Annotated in this window: 31 protein-coding genes; 4 read left to right on the top strand and 27 right to left on the bottom strand. The window is 71.1% G+C overall.

The genetic code is table 11. The annotated features are described in order from the left end of the window. Nucleotides 1-87: 87 nt before the first annotated feature. The 17 genes from MC45_RS15835 to MC45_RS15755 form a co-directional block, all read right to left on the bottom strand. A complete protein-coding gene (locus MC45_RS15835) occupies nt 88-591 on the bottom strand; it encodes a DUF2793 domain-containing protein (protein ID WP_038665212.1) in 504 nt (167 codons plus the stop codon). Further along, nucleotides 588-2,753 carry a GTA baseplate fiber-binding domain-containing protein gene (locus tag MC45_RS15830; RefSeq protein WP_038665209.1) on the bottom strand — a complete coding sequence of 722 codons (2,166 nt, stop codon included), beginning with the start codon at nt 2,751-2,753 and terminating at the stop codon, nt 588-590. The genes MC45_RS15835 and MC45_RS15830 overlap by 4 nt, the downstream gene beginning before the upstream one ends. Continuing rightward, entirely contained in the window at nt 2,753-3,154 is a 402-nt protein-coding gene (locus MC45_RS15825; protein ID WP_038665205.1) for a hypothetical protein, read from the bottom strand. The genes MC45_RS15830 and MC45_RS15825 overlap by 1 nt, the downstream gene beginning before the upstream one ends. Next, entirely contained in the window at nt 3,141-3,938 is a 798-nt protein-coding gene (locus MC45_RS15820; RefSeq protein ID WP_038665202.1) for a DUF2163 domain-containing protein, read from the bottom strand. The genes MC45_RS15825 and MC45_RS15820 overlap by 14 nt, the downstream gene beginning before the upstream one ends. Continuing rightward, nucleotides 3,935-6,202 carry a DUF2460 domain-containing protein gene (locus tag MC45_RS15815; protein WP_038665201.1) on the bottom strand — a complete coding sequence of 756 codons (2,268 nt, stop codon included), beginning with the start codon at nt 6,200-6,202 and terminating at the stop codon, nt 3,935-3,937. Before MC45_RS15815 ends, MC45_RS15820 begins: the two co-directional genes overlap by 4 nt. A gap of 176 nt (nt 6,203-6,378) precedes the next feature. Continuing rightward, a complete protein-coding gene (locus MC45_RS15810) occupies nt 6,379-6,981 on the bottom strand; it encodes a hypothetical protein (RefSeq protein ID WP_038665199.1) in 603 nt (200 codons plus the stop codon). Further along, on the bottom strand, nt 6,974-7,174 hold the full coding sequence (locus MC45_RS15805) for a phage tail assembly chaperone (RefSeq protein ID WP_038665196.1): 201 nt from the start codon (nt 7,172-7,174) through the stop codon (nt 6,974-6,976). Before MC45_RS15805 ends, MC45_RS15810 begins: the two co-directional genes overlap by 8 nt. Beyond that, nucleotides 7,171-7,485, bottom strand: coding sequence for a gene transfer agent family protein (locus MC45_RS15800; protein ID WP_038665193.1), 315 nt, complete (start codon nt 7,483-7,485; stop codon nt 7,171-7,173). Before MC45_RS15800 ends, MC45_RS15805 begins: the two co-directional genes overlap by 4 nt. Beyond that, complete coding sequence (locus tag MC45_RS15795) at nt 7,482-7,889, bottom strand: phage major tail protein, TP901-1 family (protein ID WP_038665190.1); 408 nt, start codon at nt 7,887-7,889, stop codon at nt 7,482-7,484. The genes MC45_RS15800 and MC45_RS15795 overlap by 4 nt, the downstream gene beginning before the upstream one ends. 12 nt (nt 7,890-7,901) lie before the next feature. Next, complete coding sequence (locus MC45_RS15790; protein WP_038665187.1) at nt 7,902-8,285, bottom strand: gp17 family tail completion protein; 384 nt, start codon at nt 8,283-8,285, stop codon at nt 7,902-7,904. Then, a complete protein-coding gene (locus MC45_RS15785) occupies nt 8,282-8,755 on the bottom strand; it encodes a head-tail connector protein (protein ID WP_052075711.1) in 474 nt (157 codons plus the stop codon). Before MC45_RS15785 ends, MC45_RS15790 begins: the two co-directional genes overlap by 4 nt. 23 nt (nt 8,756-8,778) lie before the next feature. Next, nucleotides 8,779-9,780 (bottom strand): phage major capsid protein, encoded by a 1,002-nt coding sequence (locus MC45_RS15780; protein ID WP_038665184.1) that lies wholly within the window; start codon nt 9,778-9,780, stop codon nt 8,779-8,781. A 37-nt stretch (nt 9,781-9,817) separates the two neighbouring features. Next, a complete protein-coding gene (locus MC45_RS15775; protein ID WP_179944547.1) occupies nt 9,818-10,201 on the bottom strand; it encodes an HK97 family phage prohead protease in 384 nt (127 codons plus the stop codon). Continuing rightward, complete coding sequence (locus MC45_RS15770) at nt 10,189-10,491, bottom strand: DUF6127 family protein (protein ID WP_038665181.1); 303 nt, start codon at nt 10,489-10,491, stop codon at nt 10,189-10,191. Before MC45_RS15770 ends, MC45_RS15775 begins: the two co-directional genes overlap by 13 nt. Further along, a complete protein-coding gene (locus MC45_RS15765) occupies nt 10,488-11,600 on the bottom strand; it encodes a phage portal protein (protein WP_038665178.1) in 1,113 nt (370 codons plus the stop codon). Before MC45_RS15765 ends, MC45_RS15770 begins: the two co-directional genes overlap by 4 nt. Nucleotides 11,601-11,802: 202 nt before the next feature. After that, entirely contained in the window at nt 11,803-13,128 is a 1,326-nt protein-coding gene (locus tag MC45_RS15760) for a DNA-packaging protein (RefSeq protein ID WP_038665175.1), read from the bottom strand. Beyond that, nucleotides 13,125-13,634, bottom strand: a complete 510-nt coding sequence (locus MC45_RS15755; protein WP_052075710.1) for a hypothetical protein — start codon at nt 13,632-13,634, stop codon at nt 13,125-13,127. Before MC45_RS15755 ends, MC45_RS15760 begins: the two co-directional genes overlap by 4 nt. Before the next feature lie 409 nt (nt 13,635-14,043). Between MC45_RS15755 and MC45_RS15750 the strand changes: the two genes are divergently transcribed. After that, nucleotides 14,044-14,742 (top strand): PAS domain-containing protein, encoded by a 699-nt coding sequence (locus MC45_RS15750; RefSeq protein WP_052075709.1) that lies wholly within the window; start codon nt 14,044-14,046, stop codon nt 14,740-14,742. 300 nt (nt 14,743-15,042) lie between these two features. On the opposite strand, the gene MC45_RS15745 is transcribed toward MC45_RS15750, so the two are convergent. The 4 genes from MC45_RS15745 to MC45_RS15730 form a co-directional block, all read right to left on the bottom strand. Beyond that, the gene (locus MC45_RS15745; protein ID WP_052075708.1) at nt 15,043-15,330 is read right to left on the bottom strand and encodes a hypothetical protein; all 288 of its coding nucleotides are present in this window, start codon (nt 15,328-15,330) and stop codon (nt 15,043-15,045) included. 47 nt (nt 15,331-15,377) lie between these two features. Next, a complete protein-coding gene (locus tag MC45_RS15740) occupies nt 15,378-15,602 on the bottom strand; it encodes a hypothetical protein (RefSeq protein ID WP_052075707.1) in 225 nt (74 codons plus the stop codon). Between the two features lie 106 nt (nt 15,603-15,708). Next, nucleotides 15,709-16,662, bottom strand: coding sequence for a diaminopimelate epimerase (dapF, locus tag MC45_RS15735; protein ID WP_038665170.1), 954 nt, complete (start codon nt 16,660-16,662; stop codon nt 15,709-15,711). Between the two features lie 66 nt (nt 16,663-16,728). Beyond that, complete coding sequence (locus MC45_RS15730) at nt 16,729-17,160, bottom strand: DUF6456 domain-containing protein (RefSeq protein ID WP_038667645.1); 432 nt, start codon at nt 17,158-17,160, stop codon at nt 16,729-16,731. 87 nt (nt 17,161-17,247) lie between these two features. Between MC45_RS15730 and MC45_RS15725 the strand changes: the two genes are divergently transcribed. The 3 genes from MC45_RS15725 to MC45_RS15715 all read left to right on the top strand — a co-directional run bounded on the left by MC45_RS15725 (nt 17,248) and on the right by MC45_RS15715 (nt 20,590). Continuing rightward, the gene (locus MC45_RS15725) at nt 17,248-17,811 is read left to right on the top strand and encodes a helix-turn-helix domain-containing protein (protein WP_038665167.1); all 564 of its coding nucleotides are present in this window, start codon (nt 17,248-17,250) and stop codon (nt 17,809-17,811) included. Between the two features lie 253 nt (nt 17,812-18,064). Continuing rightward, nucleotides 18,065-19,921, top strand: a complete 1,857-nt coding sequence (locus MC45_RS15720; protein WP_038665165.1) for an ABC-F family ATP-binding cassette domain-containing protein — start codon at nt 18,065-18,067, stop codon at nt 19,919-19,921. A gap of 339 nt (nt 19,922-20,260) precedes the next feature. Next, entirely contained in the window at nt 20,261-20,590 is a 330-nt protein-coding gene (locus MC45_RS15715) for an ArsR/SmtB family transcription factor (protein ID WP_179944545.1), read from the top strand. 66 nt (nt 20,591-20,656) lie between these two features. On the opposite strand, the gene MC45_RS15710 is transcribed toward MC45_RS15715, so the two are convergent. The 6 genes from MC45_RS15710 to fucP form a co-directional block, all read right to left on the bottom strand. Then, on the bottom strand, nt 20,657-20,932 hold the full coding sequence (locus MC45_RS15710) for a DUF3297 family protein (RefSeq protein ID WP_038665159.1): 276 nt from the start codon (nt 20,930-20,932) through the stop codon (nt 20,657-20,659). A 96-nt stretch (nt 20,933-21,028) separates the two neighbouring features. Then, a complete protein-coding gene (locus MC45_RS15705) occupies nt 21,029-21,394 on the bottom strand; it encodes a hypothetical protein (RefSeq protein WP_038665156.1) in 366 nt (121 codons plus the stop codon). A gap of 160 nt (nt 21,395-21,554) precedes the next feature. Next, nucleotides 21,555-22,286, bottom strand: coding sequence for an SDR family oxidoreductase (locus MC45_RS15700; RefSeq protein ID WP_038665154.1), 732 nt, complete (start codon nt 22,284-22,286; stop codon nt 21,555-21,557). Further along, nucleotides 22,283-23,494 carry a UxaA family hydrolase gene (locus MC45_RS15695; RefSeq protein ID WP_038665152.1) on the bottom strand — a complete coding sequence of 404 codons (1,212 nt, stop codon included), beginning with the start codon at nt 23,492-23,494 and terminating at the stop codon, nt 22,283-22,285. Before MC45_RS15695 ends, MC45_RS15700 begins: the two co-directional genes overlap by 4 nt. Further along, nucleotides 23,491-24,777 (bottom strand): aldo/keto reductase, encoded by a 1,287-nt coding sequence (locus tag MC45_RS15690; RefSeq protein WP_245640748.1) that lies wholly within the window; start codon nt 24,775-24,777, stop codon nt 23,491-23,493. Before MC45_RS15690 ends, MC45_RS15695 begins: the two co-directional genes overlap by 4 nt. Beyond that, complete coding sequence (gene fucP / locus MC45_RS15685; protein ID WP_052075706.1) at nt 24,774-26,015, bottom strand: L-fucose:H+ symporter permease; 1,242 nt, start codon at nt 26,013-26,015, stop codon at nt 24,774-24,776. The genes MC45_RS15690 and fucP overlap by 4 nt, the downstream gene beginning before the upstream one ends. Nucleotides 26,016-26,209 lie beyond the last annotated feature (194 nt).

The following is a 26,209-nucleotide window of genomic DNA, read 5'->3' as shown; positions in this document are numbered from 1 at the left end:
CGGACAGGGCAAACTCACTATCCGACGGTTGGTTTCCACGCAAGAATGCAAAAGGTCGGACCTGTTGCAAGGATGCCACACCCAATTTCATCCCGCGATCAGACCATGTTGGCGCAAAGCATTGAGAATCCCTGTCAAAGTTTTTCGCGCCACGGCGTCCACCACGGTGCCGCCATCGGGATCGGCGATCGCCCCGCCGCGCGGACCGACGACGGCGACGCCGCCGATGACGACCCGGCCGGCGACCACCTCGCCTTCGCGCCAGCGCCCGTCGCGATAGACGACCGGCTGTCCCGAGGCGGCGTTCCACACCGCGAAGCCCTCGGCGGGAACGACGAACCGCCAGCCGCCGCCGCTCCAGCCGGCCAGCGCATCGCCATGCCCGGCCCAGGCGTCGGTCGGCGCCGCGCCGACGATCCAGCATTGCCCCGGCTGCGGCGCTTGCGGCGGAGTGTTGCCGCCGATGCCGATCACCGCCGGCTGCACCAGTATGTCGAGCCGGGTCAGCGCCTCGTTGTGCGTCAGCTCCTTGCCGGCCTGCCCCGCGGCGAGCAACGGCAGCGCCAGCCGCGCGCTCATCTGATCGGTCATCGTCCTGCTCCTTCCACAAAGAGAATGCGTGTCGGCTGCGATGCGGCCAGCGCGCCCTGCTGGACGATCGCGATCGTCGTGCCCGCCGGCGGCCGCTGGCTTGCGGCGAGGCGCAGAGACGGTGCCGCCGTCTCGATCACCCGCCGCATGCCGTCCGCGGTGGTGAGCGTCAGCCGATAGGCCTCCGCCTCTTCGACCAGCGGCGCGTCGACACCGTCGGACCAGATCCAGCCGCCACGGCTGCGCCGTGTCCAGCGGATCGCCAGCCCGCCATCACCCAACGTCTCGGTGACGGCATGGACCGGCGCGGGCGGCGCGACGGAGGCGCCGGTGATCGCCACCGCCGCCTCGGCCGGCGCATCGAGATCGCCTACCCCGCTGGCAAGCAGCCGCAGCCGTCGTCCGATCGCCGCCAGCGGCAGGTCGATCGTCGCGACCGCGTCCGGCTCGATCAGGGCGAACCGATCGCCGGCGGCCTGCGTGCCGATCGCCGCCTCGGTGCCGCGCAATCCGCGATACAGGCCGGTCAGCGCCCAGCGCCCGCCACCCAACGGCTCCGCCTGCGCGAACTGGATGAGCTCGTCGCCGAGCAGCGCGAGATTGCCGCCCCGCGCCAGGCTCGCCGCATCGGCGTCGCCCAGCGTCATGTCGCCCCGCCGTAGCGCCACCACCGGCCGGCTGCGCCGATCGACCAGCAGCGCCGACGCCGCCGCCGGCAGCGTCTCGATCCGACCCATCGTCGCCGGCGCGGCGGTCGCGCCCGCCGCGGTCCAGCTCGCCCCGTCGTCGAGGCTGTAGAGCAGCGCCGCCTGCCGCCAGCCCGCCCCCTCGCCAGCCGCGATCACGCTCACCCGCGGCGCGCTCAGCGGCCGGTCGCCGAGCCCAGGCAGTTCCGCCGCGATCAGCCATGTCCGCCCGACCGTCCGGTCGGGTGCGGCCACCACCCGCCCGCTGCTCGCCCCGGTCACCACCGCCGGCGCGCCGATCGGTACGAGGGTCAGCGTCGTCATCGTCCCCGACACGCTGCTGGCCGCCACCCGCCAGCGGCCCGGCTCGTCGGCGAGTGCGACGATCGCCCCCGGCGCGATGGCGAGCCCCTCGACGCCGAGCGCCACCTGCCGCCGCGTTCGCTCGATCTCGCCGCGCGCGACCAGCGCCGCCGCAACGCCCTTCGCGGTCGCCGCCTCGACCACCGCGGGCAGCTCGACCCGGTCGATCCGTTCGCCGGCCCCCGGCCGGCGGACGCGCTGCACGCCGATCTGATAGTCACGCGCCGGATCGTGATGCGCCACCGCCACCTCGCGCGGCACGCTCGCCAGCGCCGCCACCGTCCGCCGCCGCCGCGCCGTCCGCCCGCTCGCCGCCATGCCCGCATCCGCGATCCCCAGCGCCGCGCCGGTATCGCTCTGCCGCACCAGCCGCGCCCCCGCGGTCCGCCACCAGCCGCCATCGAGCATGGCAAGCGTATCGAGCACCCCGCGCACGCTCGCGCCCGACGCGGCGAAGCCGCCGAGCGGCAGCCCGCCGGCCGCCACCACCTCGGGCGCGAGCGCCGCGGCGATGTCGCCGCACCCCACCGCCGCGGCATCGGCGACCACCTCGAAGGTCAGCGACGGGATGCGATTGCCGAAATCGGCGAGCTGCATCCCCTCGAACACCGCATAGCCGATCCCGCGATAGGCGGGCGTCGTTCCCATCGCCGAGGCGATCAGCGGATCGACCGGCTGATCCTCGCCCCCCAGGTGGAGGCGGAACCCGGTGTGGCTCTTCCAGTCCCCCGCCGCGCCGCGCAGCAGCTTGCCCTCCGCCCAGATCCGCCGCACCGCCAGGATCGGCCGCACCGACAGCGCCACCGCGAAGCTCGCGGCGTAATTGTAGCTGTTCGTCCCCGGCTGCCCCTTGCCGCCGCGCTGGCTGCTGCGCGTCTCGATCAGGTCGGTCGACCAGATCACCGTGCCGGCGACCCGCATCGTTCCGAACACCTTGGGCAGCGCCGTGCCATAGCTCGACGTCTGCACCGCCAGTTCGGTCAGCCGCGGGCCCTCGCGGGCCGCGCCGCGGAACAGCCGCCCGTCGATCGCCTGCCCGACGATCGCCCCGACCGCACCGCCGATCGGCCCGCCGACCATCTGCCCGACCGTGCTCAGCACCAGCGTCGCCATCAGCCCCTCCCCTCGTACCGCCAGGCGCCCAGCCGCGGCCAGTCCGGCACCCCGGGCCGCGCGACCACCCGCCGCAGGCCCGCATCGGCATGGACGATCCCGGCGCCTGTCCGCACCGCGCCATGGATCTGCCCCGGCCCGACGCGGAACAGCAGCACATCGCCCGCGGCGCCGCCGTCGCCCCGCGCCAGCACCACATCCAACCGTGCGATCACCGCGGCGGGATCGCCGCCCCGCAACGCATAGCCGCTCGGCACCTCGCCCACCCACCCGGCGCCGCGCAGCGCCGCCGCGATCACCCCGATACAGTCGAGCCCGCTCGCCACGTCGCGCCCGTGCAGCCGGAACGGCGCGCCGACCAGCGCCAACGCCGCCACCGCGACCCGCTCACCCACCGGCATAGCGGGTCAGCAGGTCGACCCCCGGCAGATGCGGCTCGCCGCGGAAGTTCGCCGCATTGCCGAACCGCGCCGCGCAGGTGGCGAAGCTCTTGTCACACCCCTCGATCAGCTCGACCAGCGCCCCCGTCGCCACCGCGAAGGCCGGTGCGGCGCGCAGCGTCACGGTCGCCCCCGCCGACGCGCCGATCGCCTGCACCAGCCCGCCATTCGCGCCACCGAACCAGCGCAGCAATCCGCCGGCATAGGCCCCCGCGACCGGCTCGGCGGTATCCAGCGTCACCACCCGGTCCGCCACCGCCACTACGCGCGAGAACCGCCGCCGCCCCGCCATCGCCACGCGGCAGCGCCGATCGCCCAGTTCGGCGCGACATTCCGCCGACGTCTCCTCGACCACCGGCCGGTCGAGCGAGGCGCTCGCCCCCGCCAGCTCGGCGGTGAAACCGTCCTCACCCAGCTCGACCGCGCCGATCCGCCCCTCGCCCAGCTCGGCGACCAAGGCCCCCGTCTCCCAGTCGACCGCGAACACGCGCACCCGCGCCCCGTCCCAGCGCCCGGCGAGCAGGTCCGCCTCGCCGATCGCCGCGCTGGTCAGCGCGCCCCGTACGTCCATCGTATCCGCCTCCAGCCCCGCCGAGCGCTCGATCGCCGAAGGTGTCATCCCCGGCGCGGCACGATGCACCAGCCCGTCGACGACGAGATCGCGGTCGTGCGTGGTCAGCCCGATCGCCACCCCGTCGCGCCGCTCGATCCGCCAGCAGAAGGCGACGCATGACAGCGCGCTCATGGCCGCACCTCGATGAGCGGCACCGACACCGCCTCGCCGGCGAGGAAGGTCGCGCGGCTCACCCGCAACCGGTCCTCGGCGAAGCGGACGACAACGTCGAAGGCGAAGCTCGCGCGCACCACCGCTCCCGCCGCCGGTGCGCTGTCGAGCAGCACGACGCCCCCCGCCTCGACGCCGAAGCCCTGCGTCGCGACGCCGTCCACTGCGACGCGCACGCTGCCCGCCACCGGTCGCACGATCCGCCGCGTCGCCGCATCATAATGTTTCACCAGCGCGAACCGCCGCCGCACGCCGTCGCCGCTGCCGAGCGGTTCGTCGGTGCCGGCCGCATCGAACGGATCGCGCAACCGGAACGCGCGCGCCGGACCCATCCGCGCACGGAAGAAGGCGAGCAGCGTCGCGATATCCGCCTCGCTGCGCACCCCCGGCCCGACATCGTAGCTGGTGCGCGCTTCCGCCCAGCCGGCGTTCCGCTGCTCGGCGCCGCCCGCGGCGGTCAGAATCGTCGTCGCAAAGCCGGGGATCACCGCCGCCTCGCGTCCCAGTGCGATCGGGAACAGCACGTCGTCGTAATCCTGCACGTCATCCTCCCCCTCGAAATGGACGAATCCGTCGCGCATCACCTGCGGCAGCGCCCACAGCACCACCGCCGCGACGCCGCGCGCCCGCGCCGCCAGCGCCGCCGCCTCGATCCGCGGCCAATGCGCCGCCGCCTGGTCGCCGCGCAGCACGAAGCCGGCGAGATACTGCTGCCGTGCCGGCGGATAGCCGAGCCGCGCCTGCACCGCCGCGACGCCGCGAGCGGTCGACGCGGCATCGCCCGCGGTGACCCAGTCGTAATCCTCGAGCTGCAGCACATCGAACGCCGGCGAGGCCCAGCCGAGCGGCAGATTGGCCCGCGCCAGCTCCGGCGCGGCAGCGTCGAGCACCGTCGGCAGATAGGTGAGCAGATGGCTGCGACACCCCGGAAACGCCGTCTTCACCGCGTCGACCAGCGCCGCGGTCGAGCGGGCCAGCGCCGCGCCCGCGCGATCCAGCGTCGCCCGCTGGGCCTCGCTCAGCGTCCCGCGGACCGAGGGGATCGCCACCGGCGCGAACGCCGCCACCGCCGCCGCATCGTAGAGGCACGGCCGCCCGTCCGCCATCGTCCACCACCACGGCTCGCCGACCTGCACCATCGGCGCCAGCCCCGCGCCGACGCCGATGCCGACGAACGCCGCCGCGACCTGCCGCAGATAGGCCATCGCCCCGTCGTGCGACGGCGAAAGCAGCGTCGAGGGCGGCTCCCACCCGGTCCGCGCCGGCGCGCCATCGGCGGCACGCTGCTTCCAGTCGTTCCAGCAATGCGCGTCGAACAGCTCGTAGCTCAGCGACCAGATGACGTCGTAGCCGAGCGCCCCGGCGCGGGTTGCGAAATCGCGATGCCACGCGGCGCAGGCGACGTTGAGCACGCCGCCGCGCAGGCTCGCGTAGAAGCCGCCGTCGAGCGCCTCGAGCCGGAAATAATGGCTCATCCCGACGTAATGCGTGATCGCGCCGCGATAGCCGAGCTGGAGCGCGTTGCGCAGCAGCCGCGCCGGGGTGAGATTGTAGCTGTCGTCATAGCCGCTGGCGATCGCGAAGCCGTGTTCGGGCAGCACCGCATCGCCGATCGCCAGCACCGCCCCCGGCCCCTCGCAGACGACGCCGGTCAGTTCGACCCAGCCCTCGCACGCCGCCGGCAGGGCCGCGGCGCTGCCGTCGTAATCGGGCGCGACCAGCGACACGAACAGCCGGTCGACATCCCCCGCCCACACCGGCTGCGCGTCGTCGGGCAACCGGAACCCGCCCGACAGATGCGCGAAATCGAGCGTGACGACCGCATCCTCTGGCGTGCCCACCGCATAGTTCCACAATCTGACGTACCAGGCCCGCGCCGTTCCGCCGGCATCGCGTCCCTCGATGGTCAGGGTCGGCCCGTTGACCGCATCCAGCGCCTTGATCCCCGCCGAGCGCCAGCGGAACCGCAACCGGCAGCCGCGGAAATCGCGATCGGTGGCGTAGCGCAGCAACGGATGATCGAACCGGTCCTCCGCCTCCCAGATCAGCCCGGCGAGGTCGGCCCGTGTCTGGAAGACCGCATCGACCCGCATCGCATCTTCCGCGGGAGTAGTCACCGCCGCCATCATCGGCCGCGGGAAATTGACCGTCCAGAACCGCGGATCGAACCGCGACACGACCCCCTCCACCTGCTGCTCGCGCCGCGAGCACAGCCAATGCGCCATATCGGATCTCCATCGAATCGACGGCGGGACCACGCCCCCGTTCGTCATCCCGGCGAACGCCGGGACCCATGGACCCGCAACGCCGATGGCGGTGCGCCACCGCGCCCATTCCGCAACCGTTAATCCCGGCCTGCGCCGGGATGACGAAAGGGAAAGTGACGCCCCCGCCACCGCCCTCACCCCTCCAGCGCCGCGCGTACCGCCCGCGCGACCTGCCGGCTCGACCGTTCCATCGCCGCCGGCGCCTCCCCCGCCCCGGCCTGCACGTGGATCGTCACCCGCACGTCGCGCGCGCCCGCCGCCGGTGCCGCCTCGACCCGCCCGCTCGCGGTCGGCACGAACAGCTCCGGCCCGCGCTCGCCGACGACATAGCCGCGCCCCGGTGCCACCGGCCCGCCGGTCGCCCGGCCGGGCAGACCTGAAGACATCAGCCTCAGCAGCGATATCGCCCCTCCCCCGCCGGTCGCGTCGCCCGGCCGCTCGCCGCCCCAGTTAACATCCCCGCGCATGCCGCCGCCCCCCAGTACCGCCCCGACCCCGGCATGCAGCGCCGCCTTGGCGATCTGCGCCAGCGCCGCCAGTGCGACGCCCTTCAGCTCCTCGAAGCCGAACTTGCCGCTCCGCACCGCCCGCAGCAGCGCGCCCTCGATCGACCGCCCCGCCCGCTCCGCGCCGGCGCCGAGCGCCCCTTCCAGCGTCCCGCGCATCGCCTCGACCTCGCGCGCGAACCCTGCCGTGTCGGCGTGGACGCCGACCACCATCCGCTCCACCTCATCCATCCGGAAACGCCTCCCGCATCGCCGCCAGCGTCGCGGCGTCGGGCGGCGTCGCCACCGCACCGCCGCCGGCCGCCGCCGCCACCACCGCCGCCAGTTCGGCTGGCGTCGCCCGCCAGAAGGCGTCGGGGCTCCACCCCAGCACCGCCCCGGCAGACCCCGCCAGCCGCACCGCTCCGGCCGCGAAATCGCTCACCGCCCCGCCAGTATCTGGTGGAGCAGGTCGCGCAGCACCGGCGTCAGCTTGGCCAGCCCGACCCCGATCAGCGCCTCGCCCAGCGTCTCGCGCGTCATCCCCTCGGGTAGCTCGCGCAGGCAGTGCCAGAACAACGCCACCAGCTCGCCGATGCGCAGCTTGCCGTCGGTCGCGCGCACGACGAGGTCGAACAGCGAGCCCAGCTCCTGCTCCGCCGCGACCAACGCCTGGAACGACGGCCGCAGCACCAGCTCGCAGCCGTCGACGCGCAGCGCGCATTCGCCGCGCGCCGGGTTCGCCGCGGCGCTCACGACGCCACCACCGGGCCGGAACTCTCTAGGCTCAGCGTATAGGATCGTTCGCCGTTGAAATCGCCGGCATAGTCCAGCTTGGTCACCAGGAAGCGCCCGGTCATCGCGTCGCCGCTCTCGAAGCTCAGCCGGTAATCGTCGATCGTCCCCGCGAGCGCGCTCGCCTTGATCCGCGCCTCGGCGGCGGAGCCGGTGAACACCCCCGCGCCCGACACGCTGACGCTGCGCACCCCGGCGCCCGACAGCAATTGCCGCCAGCCGCCCGAATCCTTGTTGGTCACCACCACCGCTTCGCCGTTGACGCTCAATTGCGTCGTGCGCAGCCCCGCCACCGTCGCGAACGCCGGCACCGCCGCGCCGTCGCCGACCTTGAGCAGGAACGCACTGCCCCGTTCCACCGCCATCGCCTGTCTCCTTCAGTTGATCCGAAACATCCGCACCGCGAACGTGCTGGTGCCGATCCAATGCTCGGCCTTGCCGCGCACCAGCCGGCTGCGCGCCAGCCGCAGTCCGGCGAGCCGCCACCCCTCCGCGCCGAGGTCGGCGGGCATCGTCTCCATCGCCGTTTCCACCGCGACGATCAGCGCGCGCAGCCGCTCGGGCTGCTCGCCGACGTCGGTATAGGTCACCGCGATCGTCCCCACCCGGCCGCTGACGCCGCTCGCGTCCGCCGCACCCAGCATCGGATCGTCCAGCGTCACCCGCGGCATCGCCGCGCGCAGCGGCGGCGCGGCGAACACCCGCGTCCGCCGCCGCAAATGCGCGAGCGTCGCCGCGTACAGCACCGCCCCCGCGCTCATGGCCGCGCCTCCGCCGCCAGCCGCATCCGCCGATACGGCCGCCACAGCGCCGCCACCGCGGCGGGCGGCTCGGCCCGCCCGTCGCGATGCTCGAACAGATGCGCGGCGAGCAGCACGACCCCCTGTTGCAGCGGCGCGGCGAGCAGGTCCCAGTTCGCCGCCAGCCCCGCGGAATAGGCGACCGTCACCGCCGCCCCGCTCCGCACCCAGCCGATGCCGTGGCCGTCGATGTCGATCGCCGCCCCCGCCGCCGGTGCGGTGATCGCCCGCACCGGCAGCTCCGCGAGCCGCTGCCAGCCGGGCGCGGCGACGAGCGTCTGCTCGAAGCCGCGCACGATCAGCCGCTGCCCGCAGAACGCCTCGGCCAGCGCCAACGCGGTCGCCGTGGCGCGGACGAGCACCGCCTCCGCCTCCCCCAGCCGCAGATAGTCCGCCGCGGCCGCCGCCGCGGCCGGTATCGCCCCCTCCATATGCTCCCCCTTCCCCCGCGCGCTCAGGCCGCGGCGAATTTCAACAGCTTGATCGCCTCGCTATCGGCGACGCAGCCGCCGATCCGCCGCGTCGCGTAGAAGCTGACGAACGGCTTGTTGGTGTAGGGATCGCGCAGGATCGCGGTCTCGGCGCGCTCGGCGATCAGATAGCCCGCGGCGAAATTGCCGAAGGCGATGCTGAGCGCATTGGCGGCGATGTCGGGCATGTCCTCCGCCTCGACGACGGGATAGCCGAGCAGCCGCGCCGGCTGCCCCTCGGCAAGCCCCGGTTGCCACAGGGGATGGCCGTCGCTGCCCTTCAGCTTGCGGATGCGCGCCAGCGTATTGGCGTTCATTACCCAGCTCGCCCCCTGCCGGTAGGGCGCGCGCAGGCTCTGCATCAGGTCGACCAGCCGCTCGTCGGGCGCGCCGCCGAAGTCGCTCGCCGCACCCGAGGGCAGATATTGCAGCGTCCCCAGCGGTCGCGCGCCGTCCTTCGCGGTCGACACCGCCTGGGTCAGGAACCCCTTGGGCCGGTTGACGCCATTGCCGTTGACGAACGCCGCGCCCTCCGCCTTCGCGAATTCCGCCGCGATCTCTTCGGCCAGCCATTGCTCGACGTCGAACGCCGCATCGTCGAGCATCGCCTGGCTCGCCGAGGGATTGGCGTACAGCTCGCCCATCGGCGGCACCAATTCGGTCAACACCGGCGTCGCGGTCTCCGGCCGCGGCCCGGTCTCGCTCGCCCAGCCCGACGGCGTGCCGCCGGTGGTGATCAGCTTGCGATAACCCGCCGATCCGACCTGCACGACATTGGCGATGGCGCGGATCGGCGAGGCGCCGGTCAGCACCCGTGCGATCGCCGCATCGATCTCGCGCGGCACCGCATAGCCGCCCGCATCGCCGCTCACCCCGGTGAACGCCTTCATCTCCAGCGTCGCGCCTTGCCGCACGAAGCCTTCGAAGGCTCCGTCCGCCGGCACCACGCGCGCGCCGTCCAACGCCGGCCGATCGACCACGTCCATGCTCATTCTCCTTGGTTGAAAACTTTTGCCGCCCGGCTCAGTCGATCCGGTCGATCCGCGCCCCCGGCTGCATCGGCACCGCGACGAGGCTCACCTCGGCGAGCGCCACGCGCAGCAATTCGCGCCGCGCGCCCTGCGCCACGCGCAGCGGCCGGTAGCCGACCGACAGCCCGTCGATCGCGCCTTGGCGAACCAGCGCCGCGACGTGCGGATCGTCTACCTCGCCCACGACGCGCAACCCGCGCGCATCCTCGTCGATCGCGACGATCCGCCCCACCGGCCGCCCGCGATGCTGCCACAGCAGCGGCACCGCGCCGGCATCGGCGAAGGCGCCCGCGCGCATCACGTCGCCCGCGCGGTCGGCGCGGTCGAACAGCGCCGCATAGCCCGTGAAGCGCACCGGCGCGGTCACTCCAGCCATGCGCGGAACCCCAGCTTCATCGCCAGCCCGGTGAGCAGCAGCGCCCCGGCGATCCGCAGCAGCCACCCCGCCGCCGCCTTCCATGCCGAGCGCTTGGCGTCGCGCCACGCGCCGAGCAGCTCGCGCAGCGCGGCAAGGTCGCCCTGCGCCTCCTCGTCGCCCAGCCCGAGCCGCTTGAGCGCGCGCATCGCCGACAGCTCGCCCGCCTCCTCGGCGATCGCGCGCATCGTCGCGATGTTGCTGCCCTCGCGCGCCGCCTGCGCCATCAGTTGCGCCAGAACCTCGCTCATCGTCCTACTCCCACCATGGTTCGTTTCTCCTCGACCGACAGGAAGTCGGCCGCCGCGACGCTCGCCCACAATCGCTCGCGATCCTCGCTCAGCGCCGCCACCCGATCGAGATCGACCGTCAGCGTCGCGTCCTCGAACCAGCCGCTCAGCCCCTGCGCCAGCCCGGCGAGGATCGTCCCCGCCAGCGGCAGCACGGTCAGCCGCCACAGCGCCCGATTGGCCTCGCGGTAATTGGCGTAGGTCGCGTCGCCGGGGAGCCCGAGCAGCATCGGCGGCACGCCGAAGGCGAGGGCGATCTCGCGCGCCGCCGCCGCCTTCAGCCCGACGAAATCCATGTCGGCGGGGCTCAGCGACAGCGGCTGCCAGCGCAGGCCCCCTTCCAGCAGCATCGGCCGCCCGGCATTGCCGGCGCCGGCGAAGCCCGCCTCCATCTCCGCCTTCAGCCGCTCGAACTGGTCGGGCGCCAGCGCGCCGCCGTCGCCGGGATCGTAGACCAGCGCGCCCGACGGCCGCGCCGCATTGTCGAGCAGCGCCTTGTTCCAGCGCGCCGCCGCATTGTGCACCGCGACCGCCCCCGCCGCCGCGCCGAGGCAGCCCATGCCGTAATGGTCGTCGACCGGGTTGAAGCTGCGGATATGCACCACGTCGGGCCGCAGCCCCTCGGCATCGAGCCGCGTCCGCCGCTCGCCGACCCGATAGACGTAGGCGGTCGGCCAGCCGCCCGCGTCCAGCTCGACGGTGACCCGCTCGGGTCGCAGCGCATAGAGCGCCGCCACGCCGCCGGTCTCGCCGGCCCCGTCGCGCAGCAACTGGACGTAGGCGTTGCCGTGCAGCAGCAGCTGCGCCGCCGCACTCTCCAGCAGCGCCTGCCCGCCCGACCGCGTTGCGACCAGCGTCGCCAGCGCCGGCGCGCTCGCCGCGATCGGCGCCGCCGCGACGCTTTCCGCCACCAGCTTCACCGCGCGCTGCGCGATCGCATTGCCGGCGAAGGCGTCGCGCACCTGCGCCTCATACGACCGCGGCCACTCGCCGAGCGCCACCCCCGTCCCCGTACGCGACAAAGCCGGCCGCGCGCCCTCGCGCGAACCCCTGCGTCCGAATAACCGCATGACTGTCTCCCGTGATGTAGAGGATGGCCCCATTCCTCCCTCGTTTTAGCGGGGGAGGGGGACCGCCGGCCGCAGGCCGGTGGTGGAGGGGGCGTTTCCACATACGGCGAACGTGCCGTATCCTCCCCCTCCGTCACGCCCTTCGGGCGCGCCACCTCCCCCTGGCGGGAGAGGAGTTAGAAGGCTCACCGCAGGCGCCCCCCTACAACCCCCGCACCCCCGCCCGCGCGCGCCGCCCGAGCATCAGCTCGCTCAGCGCCCACACCAGAGCGTCCGCCCGGTCCGGCGACCGCCCCGTCCCGTGATAGCCGCCCCCCGCGACCAGCCCGCACATCTCGTCCTCCAGCGCCGCGAATCGTCCGCAATGCCGCACCCGGTCGCGCTCGTAGAGCGTCGCCACCGGCTCGGCGCGCGCCACCTTGCCGCGGCTCGCGTGCACCAGCGTCACCGGCAGCGCGACGTCCGCGGCGAGCAGCACCGATCGCACCATCGTCCCGCCCTGATTGGCCTCCGCCACCACCCGGTCGGCACGATGCCGCGCCGCGCACGCCGCGACCGCGCGCGCCCAGCCCTCCGGCGATGCCGCCGTGACGCTCGCATCCTCCAGCACATAGGCGAGGCCATCGCCATCGCGCCCGACCGCGACGATCCCGCAGGCGTCGCCCGCGCCGGCGTCGCTGCCCGCCGGCGGATCGACGCCGACCACGACGCGCACCAGCCCCTCGGGCGCGACGCCGCGGCTCGCCTCGATCCGCGCCCGCGACCACAAGGCACCGGCGAGGTCCTCGATCATCTCGCCGTCCAGCTCCTGCCGGCCCAGCCGCGTGCCGCCATAGGCCTCCTCGACGTGATCGACGAAGACCGCGGGCAGGAAGGGATTGTCGCGCGTCGCCCCGCGCGTCTCGACCAGCCCGCGCGTGCGCAGCAGCCGCTTCATCAGCGCGGTCGGCCGCGGCGTCGTCGTCACCACCACCCGCGGCTGCACGCCGCGCCGCAGCCCCATCAGCAGATTGTCCCAGGCGGCATCGCCGCGCCGCCATTTCGCCAGTTCGTCGCACCAGGCGGCGCTGTGTTCGGGACCGCGCAGCTGGTCGGGCGCATCCGCCGAATAGATCCGTGCCATCGCGCCATTGGGCCAGTGAATCTCGCCCCGCGACACCGTATAGCGCGGCGTCTGTCCGGTCTTGGCGACGGCGCGCAGCCCGCTCGGCCCCTCGATCATCACCCGGCGCACGTCCGCCGCGGTCGCGCCGACCAGCGCGATCTGCGCCTCGCCGTCGGCACCGGCGACCGCGGTCACCCATTCCGCGCCGGCGCGCGTCTTGCCGAAGCCGCGCCCGGCGCGGATCAGCCAGATCCGCCAGTCGCCCGCCGCCGGCGGCGCCTGCCCGTCCTGCGCCCAGCCGCCCACCCAGCGCTCCGCGACTTCGCGCCGCACCGGCCTCGGCAGCGAGCGGACCAGCCAGGTACGCTCCGCTTCGGACAGTCCGGCGAGCGTCGCGATGATATCGCTCGTCGCCTCGCTCATGCCGCCGTCTCGCCCTGCTTGCGCTTGGCGAGCACCGCGAGCCGCCGGAGGATCAACGCGTCGCTTTCCTCGCGCGTCGTCACCTGCCGCGGTGGTTTGCCGCGCTGCTCGCGCCCGGCCCGCCGCTGGTCGTGCCAGACGAGCAGCCGCAGCCCATGCTCCCAGTCGAAGCGGCCCGTGCCGGTGTCCGCCGCCGCTTCGCCCCCCGACAGGACATAGGCCATCGCCTGCGTCTCGATCGTCAGATAGCCCGCGTCGAGCGCCGCGCGCCAGGCGGCGCGGAAGGCGGCGTTGGTCCGCTGCCGGTAATAGGCCTGCGCCGGATCGATCCCGATCCGGCGCGCCGCCGCGCTGATGTTTCCGGTGCGCGACAGGTGATCCATGAACGCGCCGGTCAGCGCCGCGGTCCACCGCAGGCGTCGGCCGCGTTCGGGCAGTACGATCGTGAGCGTCTCCCGCCGATCGCACGTCGCCCCGTCTTGGTCTGCAACGATACGCCCTGTCATCGTCCGCCCCCCCGTTCGCCGAAACGCGATCGGGCCGGCAGCGACGAGGCATCACCCCGACCGCTCCGGCCCGACCCGCAATTCCTCATCGTTCCCGTTATGTACCCAAAGAGCGTGACGATGTCAAGCCTCTTGTACCAAATAGGATAGCACAATTTTCATACGTGCTCGTACTTTTGCACTGGTTGAAGCTGAAAGCGGTAACATGCGATAATCACACGCATTCGCGCATCGACCTGTCCAACAAATTGTGTCACAAACGGGTGTATCGCAGCACAGGATGTGTCTGCCGGACCGTCGTCTTGCGCAATTCTGCACCCGCCATGGTTCCCGGCACATCGATCAGGACGGGCCATTCGGCAATGACCAACCATCGTACATCGCTGAATGGAAAAGGCTTTTTATGAGGATGGCATTGGGTCCGGCTGCGCATGGCCTGATCGGCCGCGACCTCACCGTGATCGAGGTCGATTCGGCCTATGAGACGATTCTCGGCCTGCCGCGCGACGCGCTCGTCGGCCGCTCGGTGTTGGACACCCTCGCCGACGGCGATCGCAAAGCCGGCGAGCGGCAATTGCAGCGTATCCTCGACACCGGCGAGGCGCGCTTCTTCACCCAGCGCCACGTCCGTGCCGACGGCAGCGCGCTCTGGGTCAATCTGCACGTCTCGCGCATGGGCGTTGGCGACGACCGCCGCCTGGTGGTGACGTGCCAGCCGCTGCGCGAACAGACCACCTCGCCCTCGACCGTCGAATCGCAATGGCGGATGGCGCGGCTGCTGCTCAGCGCGATCCGCAGCGGCAAGCAATCCTTCGGCCAGGCGCTCATCGGCAACCCCGCGACCGAGATCCTGCTCAGCGCCTATGTGGCGGAGGCGGAGGCCAAGGCGATCCTGGGCGGCGAGGTCGCGGAACGGATCGCGGTCGACTGGCAGCTCGCGCGCCGCTGGCTGCTGGCGCTCGGCAACGCCGGCTTCATCGAGTTGGAACGGCCCGGCCCGATCATGGCGGACACGCCGATCCGGCTGAGTCCGCAGGCACTGACGATGTTGGAAGCGATCTTCGGCTCGCTCCTCGCCGTCGCGCAGGGCGCGCCCGTCGAAGCCTAGGATCGACGCTCACTCAGTCGAATCTTCGCCTTGGAGGACAAGGCTATCGCATCTGACGTTCTGTGTGAGGGCTTTGTGTTCCAAACCCACCCCGTCACCCCGGACTTGTTCCGGGGTCCACCCTGCGGCGAGGAGAACGGTTTGAGGTGACGCCATTCTCCTGCGGCTCCGTGGACCCCGGAACAAGTCCGGGGTGCCGAATCTGATGAGGAAACCGATCGAGCCTCATGACCGTAGCCACATGCCATCGCCCTGCCTTGGCAGGGGGAGAATTGACGGAAGATCGCCGCTCCTGCCTGTTCAGCGCGACCGCATCGCGGCCCGCGACCGCAACGCCAGCCGCGCCCGCGCCAGCCATCCACGCGGTACGGGCACCCGCTGCTGATCGCCCGGCAGTGGTTCGAATTCATGCGGTTCGAACGGTACGTGCGCCAGATCGAGCATCAGGCCGGTGACGTCCTTCGACAGGCTGGCATGGTTGTCGGCATCGAATGTCGCACGCAAAGCCTGACCCAGCGGCTGCAACTTGGCATCCTGCCCGCGCCACCGCTCGTCGTCTTCGTCCTTGCCGATGCCGCTGCCGTCCATGATTGCCGCCCTCGTCCATCCCCCCAACGAACGGCGCGGCCACTGGTTCAGTCGCGGGGTGCCGGCCCTTCCGACGATTCGCCGGCAGCGTCGCCGTCCCCGCCGGATGCATCGCCGTCGGCCACCGCCGCCTCGCCGCCGCCGTAGCAGCGGTCGAGATAATGGTTGGCGATGATGTAATGCGCACGAACCGCTTCGGGGTGGGTGGCGCGCTGCGCCAGCTCCAGTTCGGTCTCCGCCCGTGCATAGAAATAAGTCGTGTCGTCGCGCATGTCCGTGGCTTTCAGGCGATACGTGGATCGCGAAGTCTATAGGGTGGCAGCCGCGCCGCCGATCAATGGCAGCGCCGCTGCGGCAGCGTCGATCCGCCCGATCGGGTCAACGGCTCGCCGCATCGGCGAGACCCGCCCAGGCGGCGATCTCCGCATCGGCATGGCCGTGGACGACCAGTTCGCCCGCACGCTCCGCCGCCAGGTCGACCGTCACCGTGCCGCGCCATTCCCACGTCGCATTCCCCGACAGGCTGACCATCGCATCGCGCGCCACCTGCGCGCGCACCAGCCCGCCCTTGTTGAAGACGGTAATCGGCGCGTCATACGCCAACCGCCCGGTCAGGCACGCGGCGAAGGCGGACGCCGCCATCGCGCTGCCGCAGCTGTCGGTCAGGCCGACGCCGCGCTCGAACGTCCGCACGAACAGATCCGCCCCGCGCACCTCGACGAACGACACGTTGGCACGATTGGGCAGCCAGTCCGGCGCCGCCTCGCACACATGGCCCAGCGCGACCAGCTCCGCCTCGTCGACGCAATCGACGAAGGTCACCAGATGCGGATTAGGCATCGCGACCGCGGTGAACAGCCGCTCGCTTCCCAGCGGCGGCACGACCGCATCGACGATCCGCGCCCCTGCGCCGTGCAGCGGCCAGGCGGCGGCGTCGAGCCCCGCCGGCCCCGCCGTCTCGCGCACCGTATAGACGCCCGGTGCCAGCTCGGCATCACGCACCACTGCCGCGCTCGACGTCTTCAGCTTCACCTGCGCCGCCTCGATCCCCAGCGCCTCGAACCCCAGCCGCGCCACGCAGCGCAGCCCGTTGAGGCACGTCTCCGCCTCGCTCCCGTCCGAATTCAGCATCACCATGGAAAACTGATGATTTTCAGCGCCTTGACCAAGCAGAAGCAGACCGTCACCGCCCACCGGTCCACGGCGGTCGGCGAGCGCCCGTGCTACCGCCGCCCATTCGGCCGCGGACAGATCGAGCGCTCGCGCGTCGATCAACGGAAAATCATTGCCCGAGCCATGGCATTTCACGAAATCGAACTGCACCACATCCATCCCACTGCCGCCCTTATGGGCCGCTTATGTTCTCGTCCGGCGGCGCCGATACACCCGCGGTGCCGGTCACGGCAAACGATAATGATCCGCCAGCCGGTCGAGCGCCAGCGTCAGCACCAGCCGTCCGGCGCGCGCCGGCCAGCCCAGCGCCTTCTCCGCGGCGGGCAGCCCCTCGCCGGCGCAGATCACCCACCACGCGACATCGGCGAGGCCCTTGCCCGCCGCGGCGAGCGCGGCGTCGAACCGCCGCTTGGCGGCGATCTGCGCGGTCGTCGGGTCGAGCCCCGAGCCGCCACCGCCGTCGACGCGCGCCGCCCAGCGCATCGTCACCCGCGGCCCGAGCGCCGCCGTCTCGTAATCGCCGCGCAACCGCTCCCCCGCCTCGAACTGGCGCGCATCGACCAGCCCGCGCGCGCGCAACCAGCCCAAGGGCGATTCGGCGAGGTTCACCGTCACGCTGCGCCCCGTGCCTGCCGTCCGTTCGACCAATTCCCGCATCGTCGCCTCCATCCGAGTCGCAAACCGGCTTGCCACAACGTCAGCTTTGTAGGACAGAGAAATAACCGCAGCGGTTAGGACGCAGAGATGATCACGGCCATTCGAGAGGTGCGTAGAGCGAAGAATCTGACCCTCGAGGAGGTCGCCCGCCGTTGCGACCCGCCGACGACCGCGCAGACCATCGGCCGGCTCGAGACCGGCACGCGCACCGTCTCGGTGGGGTGGCTCAACCGCATCGCCGCCGCGCTGGAGGTCGCGCCCGCCGATCTCGTCACGCTCCCCGACCGCGCGACACTGCCCGTCGCCGCGACGCTCGACGCCGAGGGCGCGCACGCCCCGCGCCAGCCGCTCACCCTTGTCCCGCCGCAGCCCGCCCCCGGTGGCGTCGCGATCAGCGTCACCGGCAGCATCGGCGACTATCGCGCCGGCGACGCGCTATGGTGCGACTTGCGCACACCCGAGCATTTCGGCCACGCGCTCAACCGCGACGTCCTCGTCCCCCTCCCCGCCGGCCGCTTCCTCTTCGCCCGCCTGATCGGCCGCGACGGCGACGCGCTGCTGCTCCTTCCGCTAACCCCCAACGCACGCCCGACGTCGATCACGTCACCAGCGTGGTTGGCACAAGCCTCGCGACTGATCCGCACGCTGTGATTTTACGCGAAGTCATAGCCGGTTACTGTACCCCCAGAAAAAAGCCGTTCGCCCTGAGCCTGTCGAAGGGCAGGTGAGACTCAGGCCCTTAGACAAGCTCAGGGCAAGCGGGAATGGCAGCCGACAAGGCTGAACCGGCGCGCACTTCGCGTCTCTGCGGGATCATGCCTCTTTTTCGCGCCTTCGCGTGAACCATATCTCCGGGCCAGCGACCCGCTTTAGCTGCACCGCAACATCTGCTACAGGCGCGCCTATGCTCAACCTCAACGGCATCACCGTGCGCCTCGGCGGCCGCACGATCCTCGACGGCGCGACCGCGGCGCTGCCGCCCGGCGGGCGGATCGGGCTGATCGGCCGCAACGGCGCCGGCAAGTCGACGCTCGTCCGCGTCATCGCCGGCATGCTCGAACCCGACGACGGCTCGGCCGACATGCCGAAAGGCGCACGCCTCGGCTATATCGCGCAGGAGGCGCCCTCGGGCACCGCGACGCCGTTCGAGACGGTGCTCGCCGCCGACAAGGAGCGCGCCGCGCTGATGATCGAATCGGAGACGAGCGAGGACCCCGACCGGCTCGGCGACGTTTACGAGCGCCTCATCGCGATCGACGCCTATACCGCGCCGATGCGCGCCGCGCAGATCCTGCTCGGCCTCGGCTTCGACGAGGACATGCAGCAGCGCCCGCTCGACAGTTTCTCGGGCGGCTGGAAGATGCGCGTCGCGCTCGCCGCCTTGCTCTTCTCGCAGCCCGACCTGCTGCTGCTCGACGAGCCCTCCAACCACCTCGATCTCGAGGCGGTGATGTGGCTCGAGGATTTCCTCGTCAACTACAAGGCGACGATCGTCGTCGTCAGCCACGAACGCGACTTCCTCAACAACGTGGTGGACAATATCCTCCACCTCCAGAACGGCAAGATCACGCTCTACGCCGGCGGCTACGACAGTTTCGAGCGCCAGCGCGCCGAGAGGATGGCGCAGCTCGCCGCCGCCAAGGCCAACCAGGACGCGCAGCGCGCCAAGCTGCAGGATTACGTCGCGCGCAATTCGGCGCGCGCCTCGACCGCCAAACAGGCGCAGAGCCGGCAGAAGATGCTCGCCAAGATGCAGCCGATCGCCGAGCTCGCCAACGATCCGTCGCTGTCGTTCGACTTCCCCGATCCCAGCGAATTGCGCCCGCCGCTCATCACGCTCGACATGGCGAGCGTCGGCTATGCCGAGACGCCGATCCTCAAGCGGCTCAACATGCGACTCGACCCCGACGATCGCGTCGCGCTGCTCGGCCGCAACGGCAACGGCAAGACCACGCTCGCCCGCCTGCTCGCCGCGCAGCTCGCGCCGATGGACGGCGAGATGAACGCTTCCGGTAAAATGAAGGTCGGCTATTTCACCCAGTACCAGGTGGAGGAACTCGACGCCGACGACACGCCACTCGAACATATGACCCGCATCATGCGCGGCGCCAGCCCCGCCGCGGTGCGCGCGCAGCTCGGCCGCTTCGGCTTCTCAGGCGACAAGGCGGTTGGCAAGGTCGGCAAGATGTCGGGCGGCGAGAAGGCGCGGCTCGCGCTGGCGCTCATCACCCGCGACGCGCCGCATATGCTGATTTTGGACGAGCCGACCAACCACCTCGACGTCGACGCGCGCGAGGCGCTGATCCAGGCGCTCAATTCCTACACCGGCGCGGTCGTGCTGGTCAGCCACGATCGCCACATGCTCGAGATGACCGCCGACCGGCTGGTGCTGGTCGACGGCGGCACCGCGAAGGAGTTCGACGGCAGCCTCGACGATTACATCGCCTTCGTATTGGCGGGCGACAAACAACCCGAGGCCAAGGGCAAATCGGGGGCGAAGAAGGAGAAGGGCAAGCCGATCGACCGCGACGCCGACAAGGCGCGCCGGAAGACGATCCGCGATTGCGAGGCGGAGATCGCCAAGCTCACCACCGACCGCAACGCGATCGACCGCGCGATGTTCGATCCCAAGACCGCCGAGCCGCGCTACGCCAAGCTGGCGATGGGCGAGTTGATGAAGCGCCGCGCCGACGTGCAGGCACAGATCGAGGCGGCGGAAGCGACGTGGCTCGAAGCGACCGAGGCGCTGGAGACGGCTTAACGGAGAGCCTGCTCCGTAAGGTTGAAGGACGGTCACGACGGCATCGAACGCGCGAAGCATGAGCGGCGTGTCAGGCCTCCGCTATCCTCCCGTCACCCCGGCCTTGCGCCGGGGTCCCGCTTCTTTCTCGTCGGTGACGAAAAGCGGGATGCTGGATCGAGTCCGGCATGACGGACGGATGACAGCAGCTCCGTGACATCGCAGCCAACGCATGCTACTCGTCATCTCCGATCGGTGGTCGGCCGCACCGTTTGCCTCGCGCAACATCGCGGTTGCACTTAAATCCTTCCAATCATAAGCAACTTCCCGGTTGCGACAGGCGCAGCCGAAAGGTTGCCGATGCCTCCCTCCACGCCGATGCCGAAGCCGGTGCAGGCCGCCCGCCTGTTTGCGGCGCTATCGGACCCGACGCGGCTGTCGCTGCTCATCATCCTGCGCAGCGGCCCCGGCCGCTCGATCGCACGGCTGTCCACCAATGCCGGCATGACGCGCCAAGCGGTCACCAAGCATCTGCGCGTGCTCGAAGATGCCGGCCTCGTCACCGTCGAACGGCTCGGCCGCGAGACCCATTACCGCAGCAAGCCCGGTGCGCTCGACGCCGCGCGTCGTACGCTGGATGCCATCGCCGGCGATTGGGCGGCGCTCCGCCCCCCGCCCGCCGCGGGCTGACGATCCCGGGCAAGAAAAAGGCGCGGGAGTCGCCCCCCACGCCGTCCGCATATCCTGAGGCGGCGCTCAGCCCTCGACGTCGTCCTCACCCGCGGCATCCGCGCCCGGCCGCTCGAACCATGCCTCGACCTCGCCCGACAGCTTCAGCGTCAGCGGACGGCCGTGGCGGTCGACCTTCTTGCCCAAGGCGACGCGGATCCAGCCGGCGGGGCGGTCATATTCCTCGACGTCGCGGCGCTCGGCGCCCTTGAAGCGGATGCCGATGCCGCGCTCCAGCGCGGCTTGGTCGAAATAGGGGCTCGACGGATCGGTCGACAGGCGATCGGGGGGCGTATCGGTCATGGCGCCGCGCTTAGCGGCATCGCCCCGGCCCCGCTACGAAAAAGCGGCGCGGACAAGGATGTCCGCGCCGCCTTCCCGACGAAACTGCCGCAAGCGTCAGTAGCCGTAGCCATATCCGTAGCGCGGGCCGTAATCGTAATAGCGCTCGCGGACCACCACGCGCGGCGGCGGGGGCGGCGGCGCGTAATATTCGTCGCGATAGACCACCCGCGGCGGGGGCGGCGGCGCATCGTAATAATAGCCGCGGTCGTAATAGCGATCGCGGTTGCTGCCCGCGACCGCCGCACCGATGCCGAGCCCGACGATGCCGCCGAGCAACGCGCCCGCCGCGACGCTGCCGCCGTTACCACGGTGGTAATGGCGATAGCCGCCCCAACGCTGCGCATCCGCCGGCGCCGCCGCCGTCAGCGCGGTCGCGGCAAGCGCGATCCCCAGACCTGCTTTCTTCAACATCGCATTCATCACGTCGAACCTCCTCTAACACGACGCTCGGAGTATCTGGTCCAAACGCACAGAGCGGCGAGCGTGTTGCATGTCGTTTAGGCGAGTCGGGCTGAACCGAGCCGGAATGCGGCGTTCATCCGCGGTTTAGCCGCCATGCCGAGGGAGGACGGTCCGCCGCTCAATTCACCCAGCCGCCGTCGATGACATGCACCGCGCCGGTGGTGAACGCCGCCTCGTCGCTCGCCAGATACAAGGCCAGCGCGGCGATCTCCTCGGCCCGGCCGAGCCGCCCCATCGGCTGGCGTGCGACGAACGCCGCCTGCGCCGCCGCATAATCGCCGGTGTCGTGCAGCCGCTGCTGCAACGACGGCGTGTCGATCGTGCCGGGGCAGATCGCGTTGCAGCGAATGCCCTGGCCGACGAAGTCGGCGGCGACCGCCTTGGTCAGGCCGATGACGCCCGCCTTGGTCGCGCCGTAAGCGAAGCGGTTGGGAATGCCCTTCACCGAACTGGCGATCGACGAGACGTTGACGATCGCGCCGCCGCCGCCCGCCAGCATCGCCGGCAGGAAGGCGCGGACGGTGCGGTACATCGCGGTCATGTTGATCGCGATCGCCTGATCCCATTCCGCCTCGCTGCAATCGAGGATGGTGCCGGCGTGGACGATGCCGGCGACGTTGGCGAGCACGTCGATCCGCCCGATCTCCGCCGCCAGCGCGGTCACCGCCGCGCCGTCGGTGACGTCGAGCGCGCGCGTTTCGCAACCGACGATCCCGTCGAGCGCGTCGAGGTCGCGGTCGGTGGCGATCACCCGCGCCCCCTCGGCGGCGAATCGCTCCGCCGTCGCACGGCCGATGCCGCGCGCCGCTGCGGTGACCAAAGCCACCTTCCCGTCCAGTCGTTTACTCATGCTGCAGTCCTGCGTTGGGCGATCGGCAGGCAGGCCGGGCCGATCGGGTCGAAAGCCTTGTAGGTGAGGATGAATTCGCGATGGCCCAGCTCTTCGGAGACGCTGCGCTGCCCGCCCGCGACGGCAAGCACCGCATCGACGATCTCGGCGCCCACCTCGTCCAGCGTCGCCGCGCCTTCGAGGATACGGCCGGCGTTGATGTCCATGTCGGCGGCGAGGCGCCGCGCGGTCTCGGGATTGGCGCACACCTTGATCACCGGCGCGATCGCCGATCCCACCACGGAGCCGCGCCCGGTGGTGAAGATCGTCAGGTGACAGCCCGACGCGATCATCTCGACGATCTCGGCATTGTCGGAGATGTTGGGAAAGCCGAAGCGCGGCTCGCCGTCGGGCACCACGTCGAGCAGATACAGCCCGCCCGCCGGCGGCACGTCGCCGGGCTTGATGATGCCACTGATCGGCGAGGAGCCCGATTTGGAATAGGCCCCCATCGATTTCTCTTCCTGCGTCGTCAGTCCGCCCTCGGCATTGCCGGGGGCGAAGCTGCCGAAGCCCATGATCGTATAGTAACGTTCGGCCTTGGCGACGCTGGCGATCAATTCCTCGCCCAGTTCGGGGGTGATCGCGCGATCGGCCATGATCCCCTCGCAGCCGACGAGTTCACCCGTCTCCTCGAAGATGCAGGTCGCGCCGGCCCCGACCAGCGTATCGAAGGCGCGGCCGACCGCCGGATTGGCGGTGATGCCGCTGGTGCCGTCCGAGCCGCCGCAGATCGTGCCGACGACCAATTCGTCGATCCCCATCGCCACGCGCTCCACGCCGGCGATCTCCGCCTGCACGCGTGCCACCGCGGCGAGGCCGGCGGCGATCGTCGCGGCGGTGCCGCCCGTCTGCTGGATGACGAGCAGCTCGGCCGGCCGCCCGCTCGCCGCGACCAGCGCCTGCAACCGCTCGCGGTCGAAGCTCTCGCAGCCGAGCGAGACGATCACCAGTCCGCCGACGTTGGGATGCGTCGCCACCGCCTCCATCACCTTGGCGGCATAGGCATTAGGATAGCAGCCGGGAAAGCCGATCAGATGGACGTCGGGATCGTCCGCCTTGTCGACGATCCGCCGCGCGACGTGATGCGCGCATTCGACCAGATAGGCGACCGCGACGGTGTTGCGGATGCCCTTGCGGCCGTCGGCGCGCGCATAGCCGCGGATCATGCCCGTGCCTCGGTCATCGTCGCGCGCGTGTGGCTGGCGATATAGTCGCTTTTCATATTGTGCATATGGACCCAATCGCCGGTGTCGGCGGCCGCGGTCATCGACCCGATCGGCGCGCCATATTTGATGACCTTGTCGCCCAGCGCGAGGCGATGCCGCGCGATCTTGTGGCCGACGGTGATGCCCTCGCGCGCCGGCACGGTGCCGCCGCCGATCGGCAGCACGTCGCCCGCCGCGATCGGCGCGACGCAGATCAGGACGTTGTCGTCGGGGTGGAGCAGGATCAACTGGTTGGTCACGGTAGACGTCGGCTCCGGTTGCGGGAGGGGATCGAGCAGCGGCCAGGCGGCGGCGGGCACCGGCGTCGCGATCCGCGCCACCATCGCCGCGACCTGATCCTCGCCGACCAGCCCGGCGACGACGCAGGCGACCGCCGGGTGGCGCAGCGGGAAATGCAACGCCGCGGTGGGCAGCGCCACCCCCGCCTGCGCACAGGCGGCGGCCAGCGCCCGGGTCCGCGCGACGATCGCCGCGTCGGGCGCCGCATAATCGTAATGCAGCCGCTGCGGATCGGCCTCGGCGGGGTCGGCGGCGAGGATACCGCTATTGTACGGCCCGCCGACGATCACCCGCACGCCGCGCTCGGCGCAACGATCGAGCAGCCGCGCCGCGCTGCGGTCGAGCAGCGTATAGCGTCCGGCGAGCAGGATGACGTCGAGATCGACGTGGTCGAGCAATTCGTCGCACACCGCGATCTCGTTGACGCCGATGCCGATTCCCCCGACCGCGCCGGCCTCCTTCAAGCCAACCATCGCCGCATGCCCGCCGTCGAGGAAGGCGGCGAGATGCCGGGGATGATCGTCGCCATGCGTCATCCGGCCGAGATCGTGCGCGAACAACAGATCAATGCGCTCGCGTTGCAGCCGCGCGAGGCTCGCCGCGAACGACGCACGAATGCCGTCCGCGCCGTAATCGAACGCCGGCTCGAACGGATCGGCATCGACGAAGCCGTGCCGGGTGCCCTGCGCCTCGGTCGGCACCAACAGCCGCCCGACCTTGGTCGAGACCAGCGCCCGCCCCGCCGGGTCGTGTGCGGCGAGCGCCGCCCCCAGCCGCCGCTCGGCGAGGCCGAAGCCGTAATGCGGCGCGGTGTCGAAATAGGCGATCCCGGCCGCCAGCGCCGCGGCGACCGTCGCCATCGCCTCGTCATCGCCGACGACGCGATACAGGTTGCCGATCGCCGCGGTTCCCATGCCGAAACGCGGCAGCGCGGCCACGCTCATGCCGTCACCGCCGTGCCGCGATGCAGCCGCGCGAACAGCGCGACGCCGACGAAACAGGCGGCGGGCACCAGCATCGCGAAGCGGATCGACCCGATGTCGGACACATAGCCCATCACCGCGGTCAGCACCGCGCCACCGATGATCGCCATCACCAGCAGCGACGCCCCCGGCTTGGTGAGCGGACCGAGCCCGCGCAGCGTCAGCACGAAGATCGTCGGATACATGATCGACATCAGCGCGCTCGACAGCACCAGCGCCGCGACGCCGACCGGCCCGCCGACGAATGCGGCGACCGCGCACAGCAATGCATCGACGACCGCGAAGATCAGCATCAACCGCGCGCCCGAGATACGCGCCATCAGCGCCGCGCCGACGAACCGTCCGGCCATGAACAACGCCAGCGACAGCGTCAGCAGCCACGCCGCGCGCTGCGTGCCGAGCGACGGCAGCTCGACCGCGACATAGCGGATGAGGAAACTCCACACCCCGACCTGCGCGCCGACGTAGAGGAATTGCGTGCCCACCCCGGCGAGATAGCGCGGCGACGCCAGCAATTTGCGATAGGCGCCGGGCGTGCGTGCCTCCGGTTCGCTGGGCCGCGTCGCCACCGCGGGAAAGCGCGTGACGACGATCACCGCCGCCCAGGCGAAGACGAGCAAGGCGATGACGAGATACGGCAACCGCACCGCAGAGGCGGCGGCGACGTCGCCCGCGCGCTCGTCGGCGAGGATGAAGGTCGCGCCGAGCGTCACGCCGGCGATCGAACCCAACGGATTGAACGCCTGCGCGAGGTTGAGCCGCCGCTCCGCGGTCTCCGCGCTGCCGAGCGCGGCGACCATCGGATTGGCCGCGGTTTCGAGGAAGGCGAGGCCGCTGGCGATGACGAACAGCGCGAGCAGGAAGAAGCCGTAGCTCAGCATCAGCGACGCCGGCCAGAACAGCAAGGCACCGATGCCGAACAGCACCAGCCCCTGCACCACCGCGGTCTTGTAGCCGAACCGCTGCATCACGATCGCGCCGGGAATCGCGAAGCAGAAATAGCCGAGGTAGAAGGCCGACTGGACGAGGCCTGATTGCAGATCGCTCAACGTGAACACCGCGCGGAAATGTGCGATCAGGATGTCGTTGAGATTGTTGGCCATGCCCCACAGGAAGAACAGGCCGATCGTCAGCAGCAGCGCGCCGCGACCGGCGGGCATTGCGCCATCATCGTCCTGTACGGCGACGCTCGGGTTCATTAAACCTCTCCCACTCTCTCCACGAACGGTCGCGGTTCGCGGGATTTGACCGAGGGTCTATGCCCTCCCGCCGCGATATGAAATGTAAAAATCACTTTCATCTGCGGATTTTCCTTGCCACGCTGCGCACTTACGAGGTGGGATGGCGCATCGGCAGGACGAGGGACACGTCGTCGCCCACTTGCTCCGTCACC

Source organism: Sphingomonas taxi, from assembly GCF_000764535.1.
Taxonomy (GTDB): domain Bacteria; phylum Pseudomonadota; class Alphaproteobacteria; order Sphingomonadales; family Sphingomonadaceae; genus Sphingomonas; species Sphingomonas taxi.
The sequence above is the reverse complement of the archived record's forward strand: the minus strand, read 5'-3'. Positions and strand labels throughout refer to the sequence as shown.